Raw genomic sequence first — 17,569 nt, forward strand, 5'->3', positions numbered from 1 at the left:
CGGAGAGCAGCCGGCCCGGGGATCGCAGGGCCCGGGAATCAGAGGGGCCAGGCGAATCAGGGGTCAGCGAGGCGCCGTCAGTACCGGGGCAGCGGACCCCACTGCTTGATCGCGAACCCCTCCCCCGAGTTCTCGATCTCCAGGGCGCTGTGTCCGCTGAGGTGGGCGGGCAGTATGAGGGCCTTGTTCTCGGCGGCCCAACCCAGCAGCCGGAGACGGGTGGTACGGGACTGCGCCGGGTCGAGGTCGAAGCAACTGCTGTGATCGGGGTGGGTGACCTGCAGCGGAGTGTGCAGGATGTCACCCGCGAACAGTGCCCGGTCGCCGCCTGAGGCGAGGGTGATCACGGAGGCGCCGGGGGTGTGGCCGGGGGCCGCTTCCAGGCGCAGGTTGGCGTCGATCACGTGGTTCGTCTCCCAGAGACGGACCTGTCCCGCGGCGAGTACGGGCGCGACGCTGTCTTCGAAGGCGTTCTCGTTGATGCCGCCGGCGATGTTCGGGTTGTTGTCGGGGTTCCAGTAGTCGAAGTCCACCTTGGGCATCAGGTAGGTGGCGTTCGGGAAGGTGGGGACCCAGTCGCCGTCGGCCAGCCGGGTGTTCCAGCCGATGTGGTCGAGGTGGAGATGGGTGTTGATCACCAGGTCCACGTCCTCGGGTCGTACGCCGGCGCGGGCGAGGTTGCCGAGGTAGTCCAGCGACAGGTGGCTCCAGCCGTCGACCGCCGGGCGGGTCTTGCCGTTGCCGACGCCGGTGTCGATCAGGATCGTGCGGCCGCCGCTGCGTACCACCCAGGTCTGCATGGCGGTGATCACCATGTCGTCTTCCGCGCCGAGGTGGTCGGGCACGAGCGTGTCGCGGTGCTCTTTCCACGCCTGCTCGGGCAGGCCGGGGAAGAACTGGTCCGCGGGCATGATCGGCCCGTGCATCTCCTCGACCCGGGCGACGGTGACCTCGCCCAGGACGATCTCGTGTATGTCCTGCATTGTTGTCTCCTTCAGTCGTTGAGGTGGGCGGTCAGGAGGTTCGGGTCCTGATTGGTGACGTAGGCCGCGCTCAGGACGTAGACGCTCGCGCCGCGTATGGCGAGGGAGGTCGGGTTCGACAGGCCGTCGGCCGCGGTCAGGACGATGGTGTGGCTGCCGTGGGGCTGGACGAGCGCGACTTCGCTCGGACCGTTGAGCGCGGCCAGTAGTTGGTCGCCGTGGCCGGTGAAGACGAAGTCGTCGATCCCGGCCAGCCCGGTGGCCTCGGTCCGCACCGCGCCGGCAGTGCCGTCCGGGCGGATCGGGATGCGCAGGACGGTGCCCTTGTCGAGGTTGGTCGTCCAGATCGCGCCGTCGTGGATCTTCAGGCCGTTGGCGCCGAGGAAGCCGGTGGAGGCCAGTTCGGGTGCGCTGGACCAGGCTGTAGGTGTGCCGCCGACGGTCGGGACGCTCCAAACCCTGCCAAGCACGGAGTCGGTGACGTAGAGGGTGTCCGTGCCGGCGTCCAGGGCCAAGCCGTTGGGCAGGCCGTTCACCGGCAGCGCCGCGATCCGCCGCGGGACGCCTCCGGGGGTGAGCCGCCACACGCCGGTGAGGTCGGCCGTGCCGGTCGCATACAGGAAGTACAGGGTGCCGTCATGGGCGCGGACGATGCCGGTGGTCAGCGCGAAACCCATCACCGGGGTGCCCGCGCCGCCGTCGGCGGGCACGGGCAGGGTGGCCAGGATCCGCACTGCGCCGGCCCGGGAGATCTCCGCAATCTGCTGCCCCGCGGCGAAGGTGACATACGCGTCTCCATTCGGTGCCATGGCGATGTTCTCCGGTTTCTGGCCGGCGTCCAGGTCGAAGTGATCGATGATCCGCGGGCCGCTCAGCGGCGCGGAGACGGCCGATGCCGTGGTGGGAGCAAGGACCGAGGCCGCGGCCGCGGTCAGCACGGCCGCCGTCACGGCAGACCCGAAAAACTTCTTGGACATGATGGTCTTCCTGTTTCAGGGTGTCGTCGGGCATGCGGCGGCGACACGCCGACGCATGGGGAAATCAGTAGATGGATGGTCAGTGCGCGGCGGCCACCGTCGGCCGCGCGGGTTCGGGCCGTCTTCTCGGGCCCTTGCGGTTCAGTCCTGGAGGATGTGGGAGCGTGCCTGCAGGGTGGAGAAGACGGGCGGCTCGCTGGCGTGCGCGAGCAGGGTCAGCGCCGCCCGCGAGGGCGTATCCGGCTCCGCGGTGGCCACCACGACCACGGGTCCGGGTCCGTAGCTGAGGGTCTGCTGGGTGACGGTCAGTGATCCGACCAGCGGATGACGCATCTCGTAGGCGGCCACCGTGCACGGCTTGATCCGGTGGTCTGCCCACATCGCGGCGAACTCCCCGCTCTTGGCGCAGAGTTCACCTACCAGGGCGTGCAGCGCTGCGTCCTCGGGATGTTCGCCCGCTACCAGCCGCAGCGCCCCGACCGCGGCCTTGGCCTTGCTCGGCCAGTCCGCGTAGAGCTCCCGCAGATGCGCGTCCAGGAACAGCAGCCGCGCCATGTTGGGACGCTCGCCCGGCACGTCCGGGGCACCCGGATCCACGTGGCCTGCGAACAGCGCGTGCCCCATCCGGTTCCACGCCAACACGTCGGAACGCCGCCCCAGCACGAGCGCCGGAGCCTCGCCCAGCGCGTCGAGCAACTGACGCATCGGCTCCGACACCCGCTCCGGCGCCGGCCGCCGCGCTCGCGTTCGCCCCTTGCCCATCCGGGCCAGGTCGTGCAGGTACCGCCGTTCCGACTCGTCCAGCCGCAGCGCCCCGGCGATCGCGTCGAGCACCTCGGGCGAGGCGCCGAGCGACTGCCCCTGCTCCAGCCGCGTGTAATACGACGAGCTCACTCCCGCCAGCAGCGCCAGCTCCTCGCGCCGCAGGCCCGGCACGCGTCGGCGTTCCCCGTACGTGGGCACCCCGACATCCTCCGGACGCACCTGCGAGCGCCGCGTGTGCAGGAAAGCCCCGAGGGGCGAGTTCGCCGTCATGACTCGAGTATCTGCCGAACCCGCACCGGTAGCCTGCCCCGCTCAGGGGTAGGCACGAGCGGGTCTGCCGGCATCAGCCCCCCGTCGAGAATGTTCCTCGTAGAAGGAGAGCAGCCCGTCCGCGAGCCTGTCGGGGGCCTCCATCGCCGCATAGTGGCCGATGCCGTCGATGAACAGGGCACTGACGTCCTCGGCGACCTGCCGCATGGTCGTCGGGGTGAACTCCCTGGACCTGCCGCCGACGGCGAGCACGGGCATGGTGAGCTTCCTGGACGCCAACTGACGGATTTCGTCGCCTTCGCGGAGCATCGATCGGTACAGCCCGGCCGCGCCCTTGAACGCGTCGGGCCGTGCGTAGGAGCGGGCGAGCTCGTCGACGTCCTCGTCGGTGAACGCATCAGGGGTCGCGCAGAGCGAGGGGATCGCGTACTGCTCGAGGAATACCCGTTCTCGTCCGGCGAGCAGCATTTCGGGGATGCCCGCGGCTGCGAGCACGCCGATGTGCCACACGCCGCCGCGGGTGACGTCCGCCAGCGCTTCGACACCGAAGCCGGGCAGGCCGGTCTCGATCGCCGCGTAGCTCCGCACGAGCTCGGGGTGTGTGGCGGCGACGCGGAACGTGGCGGGGCCGCTGACGTCCTGGCCGGTGAGGTGGACCGGGCCGACGTCGAGTCGCGCGATCAGTTCGCTCAGGTCCTGCGCCGCGGTCGCGCTGTCGTGCGCTCCGGTCGCGGTGGCGGAATCGCCGAAGCCGCGAAGATCGGGGACGAATACCCGGTGGTGCGTGCTAAGCAGCGGGATCAGCTTGCGGAAGACCCACCAGGTCTCGGGAAAGCCGTGGACCAGCATGACGGGAGAGCCGGCGGTGCCGGCCGAGACGTAGTGCAGCTCGGTCCCGTTCACGCCGACGCGGTGGTGTTCGACGCCCGCGATGGTGGCGCCGCCGGTGCTGGGGCTCATCGTTCTCCTCTTAGATCGACAACGTGGTTGTCAATCTACAGGTCGACAACATGGTTGTCTACCCTGGCCTCTCGTATGATTCCTCGCATGTCACGTTCACGGGGCGCTGAACTCGCACTACTGCTGCTCGGCGGCTTCCAGTCGATGGCGGACGAGGTGCACAGCGAACTCGCGCACCGCGGGCACCCGGGCGTGCGCGCATCGCACGAGTTCGCCCTGCGCGCCGTCGACGAGGGCGCCGACACGGCCTCGGAGCTCGGCCGGCGGCTCTCGGTCTCCAAGCAGGGTGCTGCCAAGACGATCGCCGCGCTGGAGCGGCTGGGATACCTCGAGCGGGAGTCCGACTCGAGCGACGGCCGCCTCAAACGCCTGCGGGTCACCGACCACGGCCACGACATGATGACGCTCGGCGCCTCGCTGTTCGACGATGTGCGCGAGCGCTGGGCGGCCCAGATGGGACCCGGACAACTCGAGGCACTCGAAGCGCACCTCGCCCGGCTCGTCGCGAGCCGGCCGTCGAGCGTGGACGCCGCCGCACGTCTCAATGAGGACCTCGGCGAGGTCACCTGACGGTGGCCGAACGCCGGACGCCACCGCAGGCACCGTCTTCCCGCGCTCGGCTGCGTGACCACACGAACCTGCCGTCGAATCCGTGCCGGAGCCCGAGCCGCAGCCCCGATCAGCCGCCGTGCGAGGCCTATGCCGATGGCGATGAGCAGTGTGGGTTCCAGGACGTCGCCGACGTAGCTGCCCTGGACGTGGGCCTGAGTGAGCCAGCTGAAGCCGGTGATGAGGCATCCGCTGCCGGCCAGTATCAGCGCGCGCACGCCTGTTCGCGGCAACAGTGTGGCGGCCCATCGCGCGACGAGTAGGAACGTCGCTAAAGGCGGGAGTCTGTCCCAGCCCGGCTCGCAGAACCGACCGCGGGCATGCCCGTGCGCGAGTCGGCGTTGCGCACGTTCGCCACCTGCCGGGAGCCATTGGCTCCAAGCCCAGCCAGCGGCGCACGGTTGGTGGCCAGCGGGCACGAGTGAACCAAGTTGCCACTCAGCTTCTTGCGGGACCCTTTGTCTGCCAGGCGCCAGACCCCGAACATCAGTGGTACCCAAGCATTCCCTTCCATCGCCGATGCGCGCCGCGACATGCAGCGACGCCCGCCGCCGCTGTCTATCTCATACCCAACAGTTGCCATGTTTCGTGTTGCATCCACTCGTTACCCGCTCGTTGAAACGTGGCCGATCCGGCCGCCCGTGAGCTGCGCACACCGCGTATCGCAGACGCTCGAAGTCATCCACCTCAACGCCGCCGCACTCGGTAGAAGACCCGACCCAGAGGAACCCGCCAAGCTTTCCGAGCCATCTGACCTGCATGGATTGGGTTATCGGCAAGCACAAAGCCCCGGGCAACGACACCACGCCTTGAAGGTCAGTAGCATCGTGGATGTGCCGAATGCGCAGGCTGATCCGTTCTCGTCAGATCCACGACTTGCCCGGCTGACCCGGCTGCGCACGTCTCGCGGGTGGAGTTTCCCGAGCCCGATGGGCGAGGTCGCGGCGGTGCGGGCCGCGGGTTTCGAACCGGTCGGGCAGGTCTTCGGCACGACGGTGGTGCTCCTCGGCTCGGGCGACAGCTCACTTCCCGGTCCGCCGGGGTTCGGCCGCTGCTTCGTTCGTGACGGCGGATCCGTGGCCGGCACGCCCACAAACGCCGACCCGCACAACCCGCTGCTCGCAGCGCTGACGGAGGCCCGGGATCGGGCGCTCGAACGCGTTCTCGACGAGTGTGCGGCGCTCGGCGGGGACGGAATCATCGGGATGCGGCTGCGCCGAACCGAGTTCTTCGCGCATACCGTGGAGCTCACCCTCGAGGGCACGGCTGTGCGGGCACGCGCATCGACCCGTCCCGCCGCGCTGTTCACCACGCACGTCTCCGGCCAGGACCTGGCGAGGCTCCTGGACGCGGGCTGGTTGCCGTTCGCGTTGGTCTTCGGCACGGCGTTGGCCGCGTGCCACTTTGACGACAGCATGTTCCAGCAGACCCGACGTGGCGTCGGACCCGCTGGAAACCGGGAGGTGGCGGGCTATACCCGCCTTGTCAACGACGCGCGGCACGAAGCTCGCCGGACGCTGGAGAACGCCGTGCGCGAGCGAGGCGGGCATGGAGCCGTCGTCCACGAGATGACGCTTCAGTTCAGCGAACGCGAATGCCCCCGGCAGTTCGAACAGCACGCGGACTACGTCGCCGAAGCCACGATCCTCGGCTCGGCCATCATTCCGTTCGACAGAACCGTACCGTCGGCGCGGCCGGGTCCACTCACCATCATGAGACTCGACGGGCGCATCGCGCCGACGTCCAGGCGCGCGGGCGCACCTGAAGCCGAATCCGAGCCGCACACGCTTCCATCACCGAGCCTCGCGGACCGGGCCATCGCCTACTGGTCCAGCCGACGGCGCGGGCCATAACCACCTGCTGTTCCGCAGGCCGGGCGAGGGCGCCGTCGACGAGCAGGACCAGCCGCCGAGGTACTCCGACACCTGGTTCGTCTTCCTCCTGGCCGCGCGTCTGCCTGCGATCTGGGGACAGTTCGGCAGTCCCCGAGCGCAGCGTCTGGCGGGTATTCATCCAGTCAACCCACTGACGTGTCGGTGGGCACGCGTATCGTGCCCGACTGCAGCCCCGCAGTGCTCGACCACTGCGGGGCCGTTTCGCGTCCTGACGTGGCCATGTGGTCGTGGCGCCTCTATCCCTCCACGGGGACCAGGCGCCACGCCGTAAAGAAGTCTTCGCAGCGACTGGTCTCGGCCACGCCGGGGCCGAAGGCCAAGCAGGCGTTGAGAGCGAAGAAGCGCACGGTGCCGTCCCCAGCGTCTTGCTGGCGCCAGCTCTGCTCCAGCGAGCCGTCACACGGCCTCAACTCGACAGGGGCGTCGCGAGCAAACGGGAAGAACGACACGCATGCGCCGCTGTCCCGGTTGACCAAGGAGACGCCGTCCTCGGTGGGGGCGAGTTCCCAGACCTGTCCGTCGACGCGGCCGAATGGGTCGATGCGGACCGGACCGCCGTACTGTAAGCCGGTCAGGACGAGGCCGGGGTGGTCGGCGGATTCGATGAAGTAGCCCGGCGTGAGGGCTGCTGTGGCGGCCGATGCGGTGGCGGGGGCGAGCAGGCCGGTCGCGCAGCAGGAGGCCGCGGCGGTCGCGAGCGCGAGGCCGCGATTGATCAGAGATCTCATGATCGAATTAATACCGCTGGGCGCCTCGACACCCGCGGACGATCGGTCGCGGGTCATCCTCACGAGCGGCCCGGTAGCCCGACGGGACCAACCGAGACGCGCGACGGCCTCGCAGCGAGTGCTGCGAGGCCGTTCCGTGTCGGCGCGCGCCTTCGGGCCTGGTTGCTTATACCCGATCGCCTGGAACATCCCAGGGATCCGTCACAGGCTGGGGCTGCGCGGTGCTTTGCATGGTGGCGTACGACTGCGGAACCGGGTGATAGTAGCCCGGGCCGTATGCCGGGTACGGCATCGGGACGGGTTTGAAGTACGGTGCCGTCTTCTTGTGCCAGAGCAGGATCACCGTGAACAGGCCGATGGTCCAGGACAGGCAGGTGACGGCGAGGGTCACGAACACGAGCCCGCCCGGCGCGGCATCGGCGAGGTCGACCACAAGGTTGACGAGCAAGATGAGGGATGAGATCCCGAAGAACACGGTGCTGGTGATCCGCGCCCAGTTCTTGCCGGCCTTGTTGGCCTGCGCCATCCACAGCCACAGGCCGGCGAGAGTCAGATACCAGCCCATGTAGCCGACTATGTAGCCGACTTCGTACGTGGCACTGTTGGTGCTCGAACTGTCGCCGAGTAAGACCGTGCCAAGCCCGTTCGCCGCCGCGAGCGCTGCGCCGACGCGCATCAAATGGACGGCTCGCTGCAGGGTCGGTGGGAGCGGTCGCTTTCCCGGCGTGATGTATTGCGGGAAGGCTGTGTGCGGCGGCCCGGGTTGTTCCATGGCGTTCCCCTCCTGGATTCGATCATGCAGGGGCTCATGGTAGGGCGCGACGGGTGTTCATAGTAAGACCTTTTGGTTCGGGTTCCTAAGTCAGCGCTCCCCAACCGGTCGCCCGCGTGGCCGACACGGGCTCGCGGCCGCCCGCCCAGCGCGGTTCGACGACCCCATGAGCGACCGGGCAGGATACGCAGAAGTCACCCCGAGCGTGGTCCTGCGCGGCAGTCCGCTCGACGGCGTGGTACGGCACGTCGAGAGCAGGGAGCCGAACGACGACCCGAACGTGATCGCCTTCCCCACGCCGAACGAGCTGATGCAACGCCGAACCGTCCTCGCAGGCCTCATCAACGAGTATCGACCAGCAGCCTGAAGCCTCAGGTCACACCATTGGCCGAGTTCTCGACCGCTAAAGGCTCCGAGATCTGGCACGATCACGAGGAAACAGGCTTCTTCGAAGGTGCGCACGCAGTGTTCACCTTCGCCGGCCACGCCACCTGGCACAACCCGCGCGCAGCCCATCGAGAACAACGAAGCATTGTCGGGAAAAGCGCTTCGCCTCGGGGGCCGTCCGCTGCCCCGGTTGTCGGCCCGGGGCGCCTCGATGTGTTCCTCATGGGGCTGGGAGTGGTTCGGGCTGGCTCGACGTGGGTTGGCTTCGGTTGGTGACGGGTCGCGCCAGGGTGCTCGCGATGTCATCAGCGCACTTGTGTCGGTGCTCGCATGTACGCTGCGCGCATGCCCGCGACTTCAGCGACCCAGACCTATAGGTACATGCGTGCGTCTTCGATGACGGATACCGGGGTCCTTGATCTTCAGACCAGTGGCGGCATCGCTCATGGCGCCGAAGCTGCTCGGCCGGGAACCGGGGACGCGCCGGGGAATCCACGGTTCTTCTCGGGCTTCCTGGCGGAGGCGGAGCCTGCGGCCGCGGGGCTCCTCGGCCTGGCGAACGTCGCGGCGACCCACTACTTTCGGCGCGCTCCGTCGTTTCGTGATCCTGTGGTCACCTGCGACGCCGAGCGGCTGCGGTTCGAGTCGTTCTCCGCGTGTTGCGGCGTGTACGCACGTCTGGATGTGCTGCCGGAGGCGATAGACGGAGAACGTCTGGCGCGTGGAACGACGAACGTCGATATCAACGACGCTCTCCGGTTATCGCTCGGCAGGGTTCGCGGGGCGGAGCCGATGCGTCTTGACGTGGGTCCGGAGGCGTTGAAAGTCACGACACTCGACGGCGCCGTCGTCGAGCGCAAGGTGCCCCTGCCTGGACGGTGGCTTCGCGGTTTCGCGGAGGTCCAGGCCCTGACGGCGCGGTTCGAGCCGCAGGCGCGGCTGAGCGCCGTGGACGGGCTGCGGTTTCTGCGCTCGCTGCCGTCGGGAGGGCGCGCGTCGCTGTGGGCGGTGCCTGCCGGGCGCTCGCTTCGTTTGACCTCCCGCGCGGTGCCCGGAGCAGTCAGCCTGCCGGATCCGGCCCGGTTGAAGGAGTTGCTGGCACTGCTGCGTTTCGGAGGCGCGCTGACCGTGTTCGGACCCGTGCTCGCCGCGGGCAGCGTGCCGGTCTCCTCCTGCTGGCTCCTCGAACTGCCGGGTATGCGCTTTACCCTCACTCTCTCGCCACAGGCCACACGAGGCTTTTCCGGGGAGGGCGCCGCGCTCACGGCGCTGTTGCAGGAGGAGTCGAGTGAGGATGCGCTCGCCGTTGTCGCTCTGCTTGACTATGAGGGACGGATAGAGCCGGAAGAGCTCTGCGAACGCGCGGGACTGAGCCGTGAGCGTGTCCGGGCCGCGTTGAGCATGCTCGGCAGCAGCGGCCGGGTGGGCTTCGACCCCGTCGACGCAGCCTACTTCCATCGGGAACTGCCTTACGAGGCGGCTCGCGCGATGAGGGACAACCCGAGGCTCGCAGCCGCGTATGCCCTCTGCGACGCAGACCTGGTCAAGACGCATGGAGACAACGTCCGCGTCCTTTCCGGCGAAAGCGACCACCTCGTGCGCTTCACCTCCCCGAACCCCGACGCCGAACCGATCAGCTGCACCTGCGCCTGGTGGGCCAGATACCAGGCCGGCCGCGGGCCGTGCAAGCACACGCTCGCCGCGCTGCTGCACCGCCGCCACGTCGATGCCCTCGAGGGAGAGTGATCCAGATGACCCGGGAAACCGCCACGCGACCCACGGCGCACGGCGCACGCCCGTCCTGGACCGAAGTCCGGGAGACGATCGCCGACTGTTGCCCCACTAAGGTCATCGAACTGCTCGCCCCGCATGAGCCCGCCGAACTCAAGGGACTTCATACGCCTCTCAAGGCGCTACATACCGAGCTTCGCCGCGCGGAACGCACCGACTATCGGCACGTCTACCAGCAGTATGCGCCGTTACTCGTCGCAGCCCTGATGTCCGCCCCGACTCCGGCGCAGGCGGCATGGTGGCTGTCGAAGCCCATGCTGCTACACGCCACCTGGGCATGGGGCCCCAACAGCGGATCATCCAATCCCGACCACGGCAAGCTCCTTGCGCTCTTGACCGCACGTCGCGGCACGGATTGGACCGGTGATCTCGCATGTCGCCTGGCCACTGGCATGCGGGCGAACCCCGATCGAGCACTGTGGCAGATCGCGTCCGGCCTCGCCGAGCACTCGCGTGCCGAGGTGCCCCTGAGCGACGGATACGTGGTCGGCTGGGCCGCGGCTGGATCACGCGTGCGCTACCGGCGTCCAGGAGGCACTGAGGAGCACACTCTGGCCTCATGGCTGCGGGCCGAACCCCGGCTCGGTCAATACATCGCCCGCACCTTCGAGATACCCGGATTGGGAAGCGAGTTCGTCGATCCGAACGCGCACCGCTTCGGCGCCGACAACGACTGGCCGAAGGTACTCGCCAAGCTGTGCGCGGAGGGACGGCTGGTGCGCGGCGAAATCATCGACGCCTGCGCGGCGCGGCTGCTCGCAGGCGACAGACCGGGAAGCCTGCGCGGCCACATCATGGTGCACGAACAGCTGGCGCCGACGCCTACGGAGATCCACGACCGTCTGCCCACATACTTGGGCATGGCCGCCACAGCCCCCGGCGTGGCCGCGAAACTCGCCCAAGACGCCCTGCGCCGGCTCGATACGGCTACAGCGCTCGACACCTACACCCTGGTCGGACTCTCCACCGACGTCTTCTCCCGAGCTGAAACAGGCCTGGCCAGCCGGCAACTCGGATGGATCGACGCGACGCTCAAGAAGAACCAGGACGCGGCACCGATACTCCTGCCCTCCATCGGCACGGCGTTCACCCACCCGGCCGTGCCCATCCAGCAGCGTGCACTGCGCGTGGCTGCCAAGCATCTGCACAGCGCGGGCGCCGACGTCATCTCCACGCTGTGCCAAGCCGCGCAACACCTCGATCCGGCACTGCGCGACGATGCCCGACGCGTGTTTTCCGCCCCGGACGCGCAAGCCATCGCCACCCCGGCTTCATCGGCGCCGGTCCGGCTCCCGCCCTACCAGCCTGCGCCGATGCCATCCGCGGTTGAGTCACTCGACGAGTTGGTCACCGCGTTCACGCCCGTGTTGGCGAATACGGCCATCACTCCGCTCGAGGCGGAACAGCTCATGGCGGCGGTCGCCATTCATGCCGACCGGCACCGCGAGGCGCTGGCCGCGGCGCTCGCGCCACTGCGCGTGACGTATCCTCCGCAGACGATCTACGGCTGGCAGCAATGCACCTTCCCAGGAGCACTGCGCTGCCTCTTCGACGCGGCGGTGGGAGAAGACCACCGCCAGTTCAAGATCGCACGTCTGAGCGCGGGCGAAGCCACCAGGCCCATCATGGTGACCGTCCTGCGCATCAACGAACTCACCGACGCGCTCCTGGTCGAACGGCGCGTTCCTGCACTCCTCGCTACGCCCACCATGCCCTCGGGCGCCATCGACGTCGACGTCTTGCGTGCACGCCTCGCAATGTACGAACAGCGCGAAGCCAGCCCGCTCAAGCACGACCTGCAGCAAGCACTGATCCGCGTCAGCGACAGCGAGCGAGACGGCATTCATGCCGAACTCAGCGCCCTGCCCGCGCTACCGGCCCCGATACCGGCTCTCGATGACTACCTCGACCAGGCCAAGACGTACGGCAGAAACCTGATGCCGTACGCGAGACCGCTGGGCATGCCCAGCGGTACCCGACCCGAGACCCTGCGTCCCGTCGGCGAGGAGGCAACGAGCCCGTACTGGGTCCTGGTACCGCCATTCGACCCGCATGACAAGATCGCCTTCGCGCAGGACGGCTGGAACATCCACTGTGACCACTGGCCGATATTGCTGCCCCACGACCCGGAACTCCTCGCCGCCCACGCAATACCGATCCTCTACCGGCAGGCCAACGGCGAAGACCGAAGCGGACCCACGATCTTCCCCCACCTCGCCGAAACAGCCGGGACCCCCGGCCCCATCACGCACCTCGCCCTCGCCTACGGCCTGACAGCCGAACGACTACACAATCGAGTCGCAGCCCAAGACGCCCTCCTTACCCTGGCCGCCCGCGATCTGCTCCAGCCCGCACACCTCGGCCGACTGGCCGCAGAACTCTGGCGCCGCGAAATGATCAGACCGAAGCGGCTGATCACATCACTTCAAGAGGCTGAGAAGGCCGGAGCGGCCACGCAGGTCTTCACGGCCACCGCCACGGCCATCGACGTTCTCGCCACGACGCCCGACACGCGAGGCCTACCGGACCTACTCCTGCTCGCCACGCGATGCGCGGCCAACGCCGCGGCAGGAGCGGCGCAGATTCCCGGGCTCGCTGCGCTCACCACCGTGAGGAAGCCGGCTCGAGTCGGCCAAGAAGCCAACCGGCTCCTTGAAGCATTGAGCCAATAGACGACATGACCGCACCTCCCTCCCGCTCGCGTCTGTGGTCGGGAGGGAGACCACAGCGGCTTCGCCCTGACCGACTGCCGATTCCATACCCGACCACGCCTGGTCCGGCGCGAGGGCGCATGCTGAACGCACGACGGCCCATTCCGCTGGGCGTCATCATCCGGGGCGATGCGTTCCATGTCCTCATCGTCCAAGGTGCAGGATTGAACGGCATCTCAGGACGAACATTCCCACTGGTGAGCAGAAAGCCCGGTAGCGCGGTGGATCCCCACACTCAGCTCGCGGACGACGTGGCCTCGCCTCGACGCTTGCGTGGGGCGGCCGAGCGGGGCGGTTGGGTGCGGACGTGGTCGCGGACGCGGGTCATGATCTCGCCGAGACGCTCCAGGTCGGCGTCGGACAAGGGGTCGAACAGGAGTCGCCCCCGGGTGACCTGGATGTGGCCGGGCAGCACCCGGCCCACGAGTTCTCTGCCCTTGTCGGTGATGGTGACGAGCACGGCGCGTTCGTCCTCCGCGAACGTGCCGCGGGTGATCAAGCCCGCCTTCTCCAGCAGCCCGGCCTGGTAGGTCAGGCCGGCGCGGCTGTAGACGGCGCCATCGGCCAGCTGCGTCATCGTCAGCGGACTGCCGGCGTCGGCAAGGCGGGCCAGCACCTGGAACTGCACTACGAGGCGACGTGACGACCATGCTCATCGCGTGGGGTGCTTTAGCGGGGCCGTACCTTCTCGACTTGGCCTCGGGCAGGACCGTCATCACCGACACCGACATCTCGACGCGCTCACTCTTTCGACGCCGGTCGTGCAACTGGGGTCAGGTCAAGGGCGTGGACGTTTCGGTTAGCCGAGGCCGTGGAGGCACCAGTTCGTGGATAGTCCTCCACCAGGTCACCGGGAGACCCATCACCCTCAGGGCGCCATTCATGACGGGCGGCGGCCAGGACCTGTACTTCGAAGAAGCACTTTCGCTGGTGAACAGGCGGAAGCCCTACCGCGCTGGCCGTTCGAAGCCCTAGTCAACAACTTGCTGGGCCCCAGCCCACAGAGCGGGGCTGCTCGGTTCATCCCCGGGGGGCGGCAAACTCCTGTTTCGCCGGGCGGTGGTCGGCGCGTCAAGACACGCTCTTCGCGAGCCGTCCGGTTCGTACTCCCACAGCCGACTCCATGACTTCCGCCGGAGCTGCCGGTTGACCTCCACGACGGTTTGCGCCGACCCGCTCGCGCGAGCCTCGGCGGCCCGTGGCAATTCGCTGAACGCTGCGGCGCTCTCTACTCACCTCCGCGGATCGTCGATGCGCCACCGCAACAAACAGGTGTCGGTGTGAGCCGCCAATTCCTGTGCGGTTCGGTGATGGTGTGTGGGGTGGAACCCGCGCACCGATCCCAGTCGAGCTCCGGTATCGGGATCCCAGATCTCAAGCCCTGTGTCACCCACCGCGTAGAGCAGGCCGCGTGCGGTGAAGAATGGCCCACTGGGGCCGGCGAACGCGAAGGTCTCCGCGCCGTCCAGCCATCCATTGGGGCTCCGGCTGCCACGGCGCAGGTCGAAGATGCGAGCTCCCGGGATAATCAATAGATCGTCGTCGCCGATGCCGCCAATGGCGATGCGATCGTCGTCGAGCCAAACCATCGCGTGATCCCAGTAATACTCCCGCGCGCACAGGCTCATGCGGGTGGCTCCGTCCTCCGACTCGAACGGATTGGCCGTGAGCCACGGCTCCAGCGCCCACGAGGTCACTGCTCCAACGGGGCTCCAGATCCAGCCGTCGTCGGCGATGCGTGTGCCGGACGGGCTCAGGTGGAGAGCGCCGTGGAAGTAGTGGAGATAGTGCGGAGGCCGGCGCTGGGCAGGGTCCGTGGAGGCGGGAAACTCGCGCGTGGTTATCGTGTTGCCGCTTGCGAGGTCGACGGCGTCCAGGCGGTTCCACGCGGTGCGGTGGATGAGGATCTCGCGGCCATGGAAGCTTGTGAGCGCAACGGAGAACGGGACGGTGTTCTGGTGGTGCGTCCCGCCGTGGAGTCGGAGCACTTCCTTTCCTGTGGACAGATCGAGGACGACGCCGTCGGTGCCGTAGTCGACGGCGACCACCACGAATCGGCCGCTCGGTGAGGCCTGAATCCGCAGTGCGGCCTCATGTCCTCCCCACGTGTGCGGGGACTGGCCCTTTGTCGTGAGAGCCGTCGAGCCGACGAGTTCGCACGCTCCCGTGTCGCAATCCCAGCGGTAGATCCGGCCGTGACCGGAAAGAATCAGCCACTGCCTGGAGCCGGTCGCGTCAAGGGGCGCTACGGCCCGGGCAGGCATGGCCTCAACGGGTAGCGGTGTGATGAGCAGGGTCGTATCGGTCGGTCGCGAGTCGTCCACGATCTGCGCTCGCCCCGCCCACCTGGTGCAATCGAGCAACAGCGTGTCATGACAGGGCTCGCAGACGCTGCCGACAGGCACCGTGACGCCGGATTCGGCGCGTCGGGCGCACTCCTCGCACAGATCTTGATGATTGACGCCGTCGCCGGTGTAGAAGCTCACACACTTGAGCACGGATCCGGTAGCGGCCCGCGCATGCACGCAGGAAGGCGCCCCGTAAGGCGGGGCCGGGTCATGCCCGCACGAGAGCATCGAGCACCTTCTGATTCGGAGGCTGAGAGGTATTACTCAAGCACACGGGGGCTCTTGCACGCACAACCGACCGCCGGCCAGAAACTGCCCGCTAGCGAAGCCGCGGCCTACACCGCCGCGATGGATGGCCTGGACGCGCTCCAAGAGCTGCGCAAGTCCAGACTCATCAGCGAGCGCGCCTACCAGGCGCACGCGGCAGCCGTGCTCAGACGACTCGGCCCACATCTGACAGTTCCCCAGAACGCAGAGCGCCCCACCGTCTACGAGCTGGTCGCCGAGTACAACGCGGTCGAACGCCGCCAGGCGAACGCCCCGCACCTACGGCAGGCGCCCGCGACGGGGCCGGTCGACACTCTCCACCGGCGCTGGTGGCTGACGCAGCACACCTGCTCGTGACGCGGCGTTCGGGGTCTGCGGCCCTGCTTTGCGAGCACATGAAGATCGGGCCCGAGACGGTGGTTGTGTCCTTGGCCGCCTCGTCGAGCTTGGCGTCGTGGCTCCGGCAGGTGTGGTCCGCCGGCGGCGGCCTTTGCCGCAGCCGATCGAAGCCGACGCGGTGCGGAAACGGGTGCTGGCCCAATGCGCTCAGATGCCGCAGGGTCCGAGCCGCAGAACTCGATCACCGATGCTGTACTCGAGCCAGCACCCGCACTAATGCCGCGGGGGCTGCTGCTGCGGGCCGCGGACCTGGTTGTCTCCAGCCAGTTAGGCTCGACGAGCATGCTCCAGCGCAAGCCCCGGTGCGACTTCGCCATGGCCGGCCGCCTGATGGACGAGCTTGAGGCCCACGGAATTGTGGGGCCTCCGGAAGACGCCAAGGCGCGCGAGGTATTGATCCGGCGCCATACGCACCTGGCCAAGTCCTCACCCAGCTCACGGAGATGTGAGAGGGCGTTATGCGGGGCCCTTGGGGTGGCCGGAATGGGCAGTGATTGGGCGTACCGTTGTGGCCGGGTCGTTGAGGGCTGGAGGAGCGGATGAGTCACGTAGTTGCACGGATCGTGGAGCTGATGGCGCGGCCTCGCGTTAGTGGGGCAGCAGTTCCGTGGGACCAGGCGGCCGGCGAGGTGGGATTCGGTTTCCCGGGTGACTACCGCGAGTTCGTGGATGTCTACGGGGCCGGGACCATCAACGATGAACTGTTCATCGCCGCCCCGACGCTCCGGGCCCGGCGCGGGTATCGTCCGGGCTTTCGCGGGCTCGTGGACGTGACCACGGCGGGGGTCGGCCGATCTATCGCCGAGATGAGGGAGGACGCGGTCGCACTCGGCGATGAGGAGACCTACCCCTTCCCGATCCATCCCGAGCCGGATGGCCTGTTGATCTGGGGATACAACGGCAACACAGACGTGTGTTTCTGGGACACGCGGGAAGCGGATCCCGATCGCTGGCCGGTGGTGGTGTTCCTGCTCTCCAGCAGGAGCTGGGAGAGGTTCGATGGTGGAATGGCCGAGTTTCTGCTTGCGATCCTGCGCGGCGAGCACCTGCTCGCCGAGAGGCTGATCTGGCCTACCGAACCGTCATCCGGTCGGCCCGTGTGGGATCGCCAGTTCGGCTGGGATGAGTAGACCCTCACAAGGCAGCGCAGCCTATTTTCGCGCCCGTGTGCGGGGCCGGGGTTCGGGCCCGTCGTCAGGCCCTGGTTCGGCCGGTGCAGACACTTCGCCAAGCGGAGAAATCGGTGCCCGCCTCGGGGACCGACGGTCGGCATTCTCAACAGCATTTTCTCCGACAGCCAGCCGGAGTCGAGGCGCACCAGGGTGGGTCGGGTGGCATGAGTGCTCGCGAATCGTTCGATACCTCGACATAGCCCGGCAGCAGAATGCCACCGGTGCAAGGATGGCCGCCCCACTCGCGATCCACAGTCTCGGAGTTCTGTAATGGCTCGGGTCACTCCGCCTCGGCCGATTGACATCACCACGGTCTTCCCGGAACTCTCCCCCCTCTCGGCGACGGCGGTGCGCCTGCACCCCCGCCCCGGGAATCCCACCGAGTGGGACAGCTCCATCGGTGGCCCGATGCTGTGGCAGCCAGACGCGCCGTGGCCCACCTGCCCACTCGACCACGGACCCTTTGACCAGATCGAGTTCTCAACCCCGGCCGACATTCGGGCGAGACGCCGGTTGATCGAGACCGCTGCCGCAG

At 68.0% G+C, this 17,569-nt stretch carries 15 protein-coding genes and 1 pseudogene; 8 read left to right on the plus strand and 8 right to left on the minus strand.

Translation table 11 applies throughout. The features are described from left to right. Positions 1 to 77: 77 nt before the first annotated feature. The 4 genes from ACTRO_RS16695 to ACTRO_RS16710 form a co-directional block, all read right to left on the minus strand. Complete coding sequence (locus ACTRO_RS16695) at positions 78 to 974, minus strand: MBL fold metallo-hydrolase (RefSeq protein WP_084317089.1); 897 nt, start codon at positions 972 to 974, stop codon at positions 78 to 80. A 20-nt stretch (positions 975 to 994) separates the two neighbouring features. Continuing rightward, a complete protein-coding gene (locus ACTRO_RS16700) occupies positions 995 to 1,960 on the minus strand; it encodes a hypothetical protein (protein ID WP_034264044.1) in 966 nt (321 codons plus the stop codon). Between the two features lie 141 nt (positions 1,961 to 2,101). After that, complete coding sequence (locus ACTRO_RS16705) at positions 2,102 to 2,995, minus strand: helix-turn-helix domain-containing protein (RefSeq protein WP_051450948.1); 894 nt, start codon at positions 2,993 to 2,995, stop codon at positions 2,102 to 2,104. A 42-nt stretch (positions 2,996 to 3,037) separates the two neighbouring features. Then, positions 3,038 to 3,955 (minus strand): alpha/beta fold hydrolase, encoded by a 918-nt coding sequence (locus tag ACTRO_RS16710; RefSeq protein WP_051450949.1) that lies wholly within the window; start codon positions 3,953 to 3,955, stop codon positions 3,038 to 3,040. 87 nt (positions 3,956 to 4,042) lie between these two features. On the opposite strand from ACTRO_RS16710, the gene ACTRO_RS16715 reads away from it, so the two are divergent. After that, positions 4,043 to 4,525, plus strand: coding sequence for a MarR family winged helix-turn-helix transcriptional regulator (locus ACTRO_RS16715; RefSeq protein ID WP_211244289.1), 483 nt, complete (start codon positions 4,043 to 4,045; stop codon positions 4,523 to 4,525). A 485-nt stretch (positions 4,526 to 5,010) separates the two neighbouring features. Continuing rightward, on the plus strand, positions 5,011 to 6,417 hold the full coding sequence (locus ACTRO_RS43445; RefSeq protein WP_157436289.1) for a heavy metal-binding domain-containing protein: 1,407 nt from the start codon (positions 5,011 to 5,013) through the stop codon (positions 6,415 to 6,417). A gap of 278 nt (positions 6,418 to 6,695) precedes the next feature. Here ACTRO_RS43445 and ACTRO_RS16725 read toward each other — a convergent pair whose 3' ends face one another. Next, a complete protein-coding gene (locus tag ACTRO_RS16725; protein WP_034264051.1) occupies positions 6,696 to 7,187 on the minus strand; it encodes an RICIN domain-containing protein in 492 nt (163 codons plus the stop codon). Positions 7,188 to 7,353: 166 nt separating this feature from the next. Then, a complete protein-coding gene (locus ACTRO_RS16730) occupies positions 7,354 to 7,959 on the minus strand; it encodes a hypothetical protein (RefSeq protein ID WP_157436290.1) in 606 nt (201 codons plus the stop codon). 166 nt (positions 7,960 to 8,125) lie between these two features. Here ACTRO_RS16730 and ACTRO_RS16735 point away from each other — a divergent pair, with 166 nt between their 5' ends. The 3 genes from ACTRO_RS16735 to ACTRO_RS16745 all read left to right on the plus strand — a co-directional run bounded on the left by ACTRO_RS16735 (position 8,126) and on the right by ACTRO_RS16745 (position 12,809). Beyond that, the gene (locus ACTRO_RS16735) at positions 8,126 to 8,326 is read left to right on the plus strand and encodes a hypothetical protein (RefSeq protein ID WP_034264058.1); all 201 of its coding nucleotides are present in this window, start codon (positions 8,126 to 8,128) and stop codon (positions 8,324 to 8,326) included. Positions 8,327 to 8,676: 350 nt separating this feature from the next. Continuing rightward, a complete protein-coding gene (locus ACTRO_RS16740; protein ID WP_245594395.1) occupies positions 8,677 to 10,092 on the plus strand; it encodes an SWIM zinc finger family protein in 1,416 nt (471 codons plus the stop codon). A gap of 5 nt (positions 10,093 to 10,097) precedes the next feature. Continuing rightward, positions 10,098 to 12,809 carry a DUF7825 domain-containing protein gene (locus ACTRO_RS16745; RefSeq protein WP_157436291.1) on the plus strand — a complete coding sequence of 904 codons (2,712 nt, stop codon included), beginning with the start codon at positions 10,098 to 10,100 and terminating at the stop codon, positions 12,807 to 12,809. Positions 12,810 to 13,083: 274 nt separating this feature from the next. On the opposite strand, the gene ACTRO_RS16750 is transcribed toward ACTRO_RS16745, so the two are convergent. Next, complete coding sequence (locus ACTRO_RS16750) at positions 13,084 to 13,476, minus strand: MarR family winged helix-turn-helix transcriptional regulator (RefSeq protein WP_084316323.1); 393 nt, start codon at positions 13,474 to 13,476, stop codon at positions 13,084 to 13,086. Between the two features lie 604 nt (positions 13,477 to 14,080). After that, positions 14,081 to 15,334: a hypothetical protein gene (locus ACTRO_RS43450; protein WP_051450951.1), complete on the minus strand. Its 1,254-nt coding sequence runs from the start codon at positions 15,332 to 15,334 to the stop codon at positions 14,081 to 14,083. Between the two features lie 210 nt (positions 15,335 to 15,544). Here ACTRO_RS43450 and ACTRO_RS16765 point away from each other — a divergent pair, with 210 nt between their 5' ends. The 3 genes and pseudogenes from ACTRO_RS16765 (at position 15,545) to ACTRO_RS43455 (ending at position 16,992) form a co-directional block, all read left to right on the plus strand. Next, positions 15,545 to 15,820, plus strand: coding sequence for a hypothetical protein (locus ACTRO_RS16765; RefSeq protein ID WP_157436292.1), 276 nt, complete (start codon positions 15,545 to 15,547; stop codon positions 15,818 to 15,820). A 273-nt stretch (positions 15,821 to 16,093) separates the two neighbouring features. After that, a pseudogene (locus ACTRO_RS49685) lies at positions 16,094 to 16,405 on the plus strand (DNA translocase FtsK); the annotation flags it as partial. A gap of 122 nt (positions 16,406 to 16,527) precedes the next feature. Beyond that, positions 16,528 to 16,992: a hypothetical protein gene (locus tag ACTRO_RS43455; RefSeq protein ID WP_157436293.1), complete on the plus strand. Its 465-nt coding sequence runs from the start codon at positions 16,528 to 16,530 to the stop codon at positions 16,990 to 16,992. Positions 16,993 to 17,569 lie beyond the last annotated feature (577 nt).

It is taken from the genome of Actinospica robiniae DSM 44927, assembly GCF_000504285.1.
Classification (GTDB): Bacteria; Actinomycetota; Actinomycetes; order Streptomycetales; family Catenulisporaceae; genus Actinospica; species Actinospica robiniae.

Excerpts from the sequence above, each read along its gene's own strand:
- ACTRO_RS16740 (WP_245594395.1), top strand. The coding sequence starts at position 8,677 with ATGTACGCTGCGCGCATGCCCGCGACTTCAGCGACCCAGACCTATAGG.
- ACTRO_RS16730 (WP_157436290.1), bottom strand. The coding sequence starts at position 7,959 with ATGGAACAACCCGGGCCGCCGCACACAGCCTTCCCGCAATACATCACG.
- ACTRO_RS16700 (WP_034264044.1), bottom strand. The coding sequence starts at position 1,960 with ATGTCCAAGAAGTTTTTCGGGTCTGCCGTGACGGCGGCCGTGCTGACC.
- ACTRO_RS16765 (WP_157436292.1), top strand. The coding sequence starts at position 15,545 with ATGGATGGCCTGGACGCGCTCCAAGAGCTGCGCAAGTCCAGACTCATC.
- ACTRO_RS16710 (WP_051450949.1), bottom strand. The coding sequence starts at position 3,955 with ATGAGCCCCAGCACCGGCGGCGCCACCATCGCGGGCGTCGAACACCAC.
- ACTRO_RS16735 (WP_034264058.1), top strand. The coding sequence starts at position 8,126 with ATGAGCGACCGGGCAGGATACGCAGAAGTCACCCCGAGCGTGGTCCTG.
- ACTRO_RS16705 (WP_051450948.1), bottom strand. The coding sequence starts at position 2,995 with ATGACGGCGAACTCGCCCCTCGGGGCTTTCCTGCACACGCGGCGCTCG.
- ACTRO_RS16745 (WP_157436291.1), top strand. The coding sequence starts at position 10,098 with ATGACCCGGGAAACCGCCACGCGACCCACGGCGCACGGCGCACGCCCG.
- ACTRO_RS16725 (WP_034264051.1), bottom strand. The coding sequence starts at position 7,187 with ATGAGATCTCTGATCAATCGCGGCCTCGCGCTCGCGACCGCCGCGGCC.
- ACTRO_RS16715 (WP_211244289.1), top strand. The coding sequence starts at position 4,043 with ATGTCACGTTCACGGGGCGCTGAACTCGCACTACTGCTGCTCGGCGGC.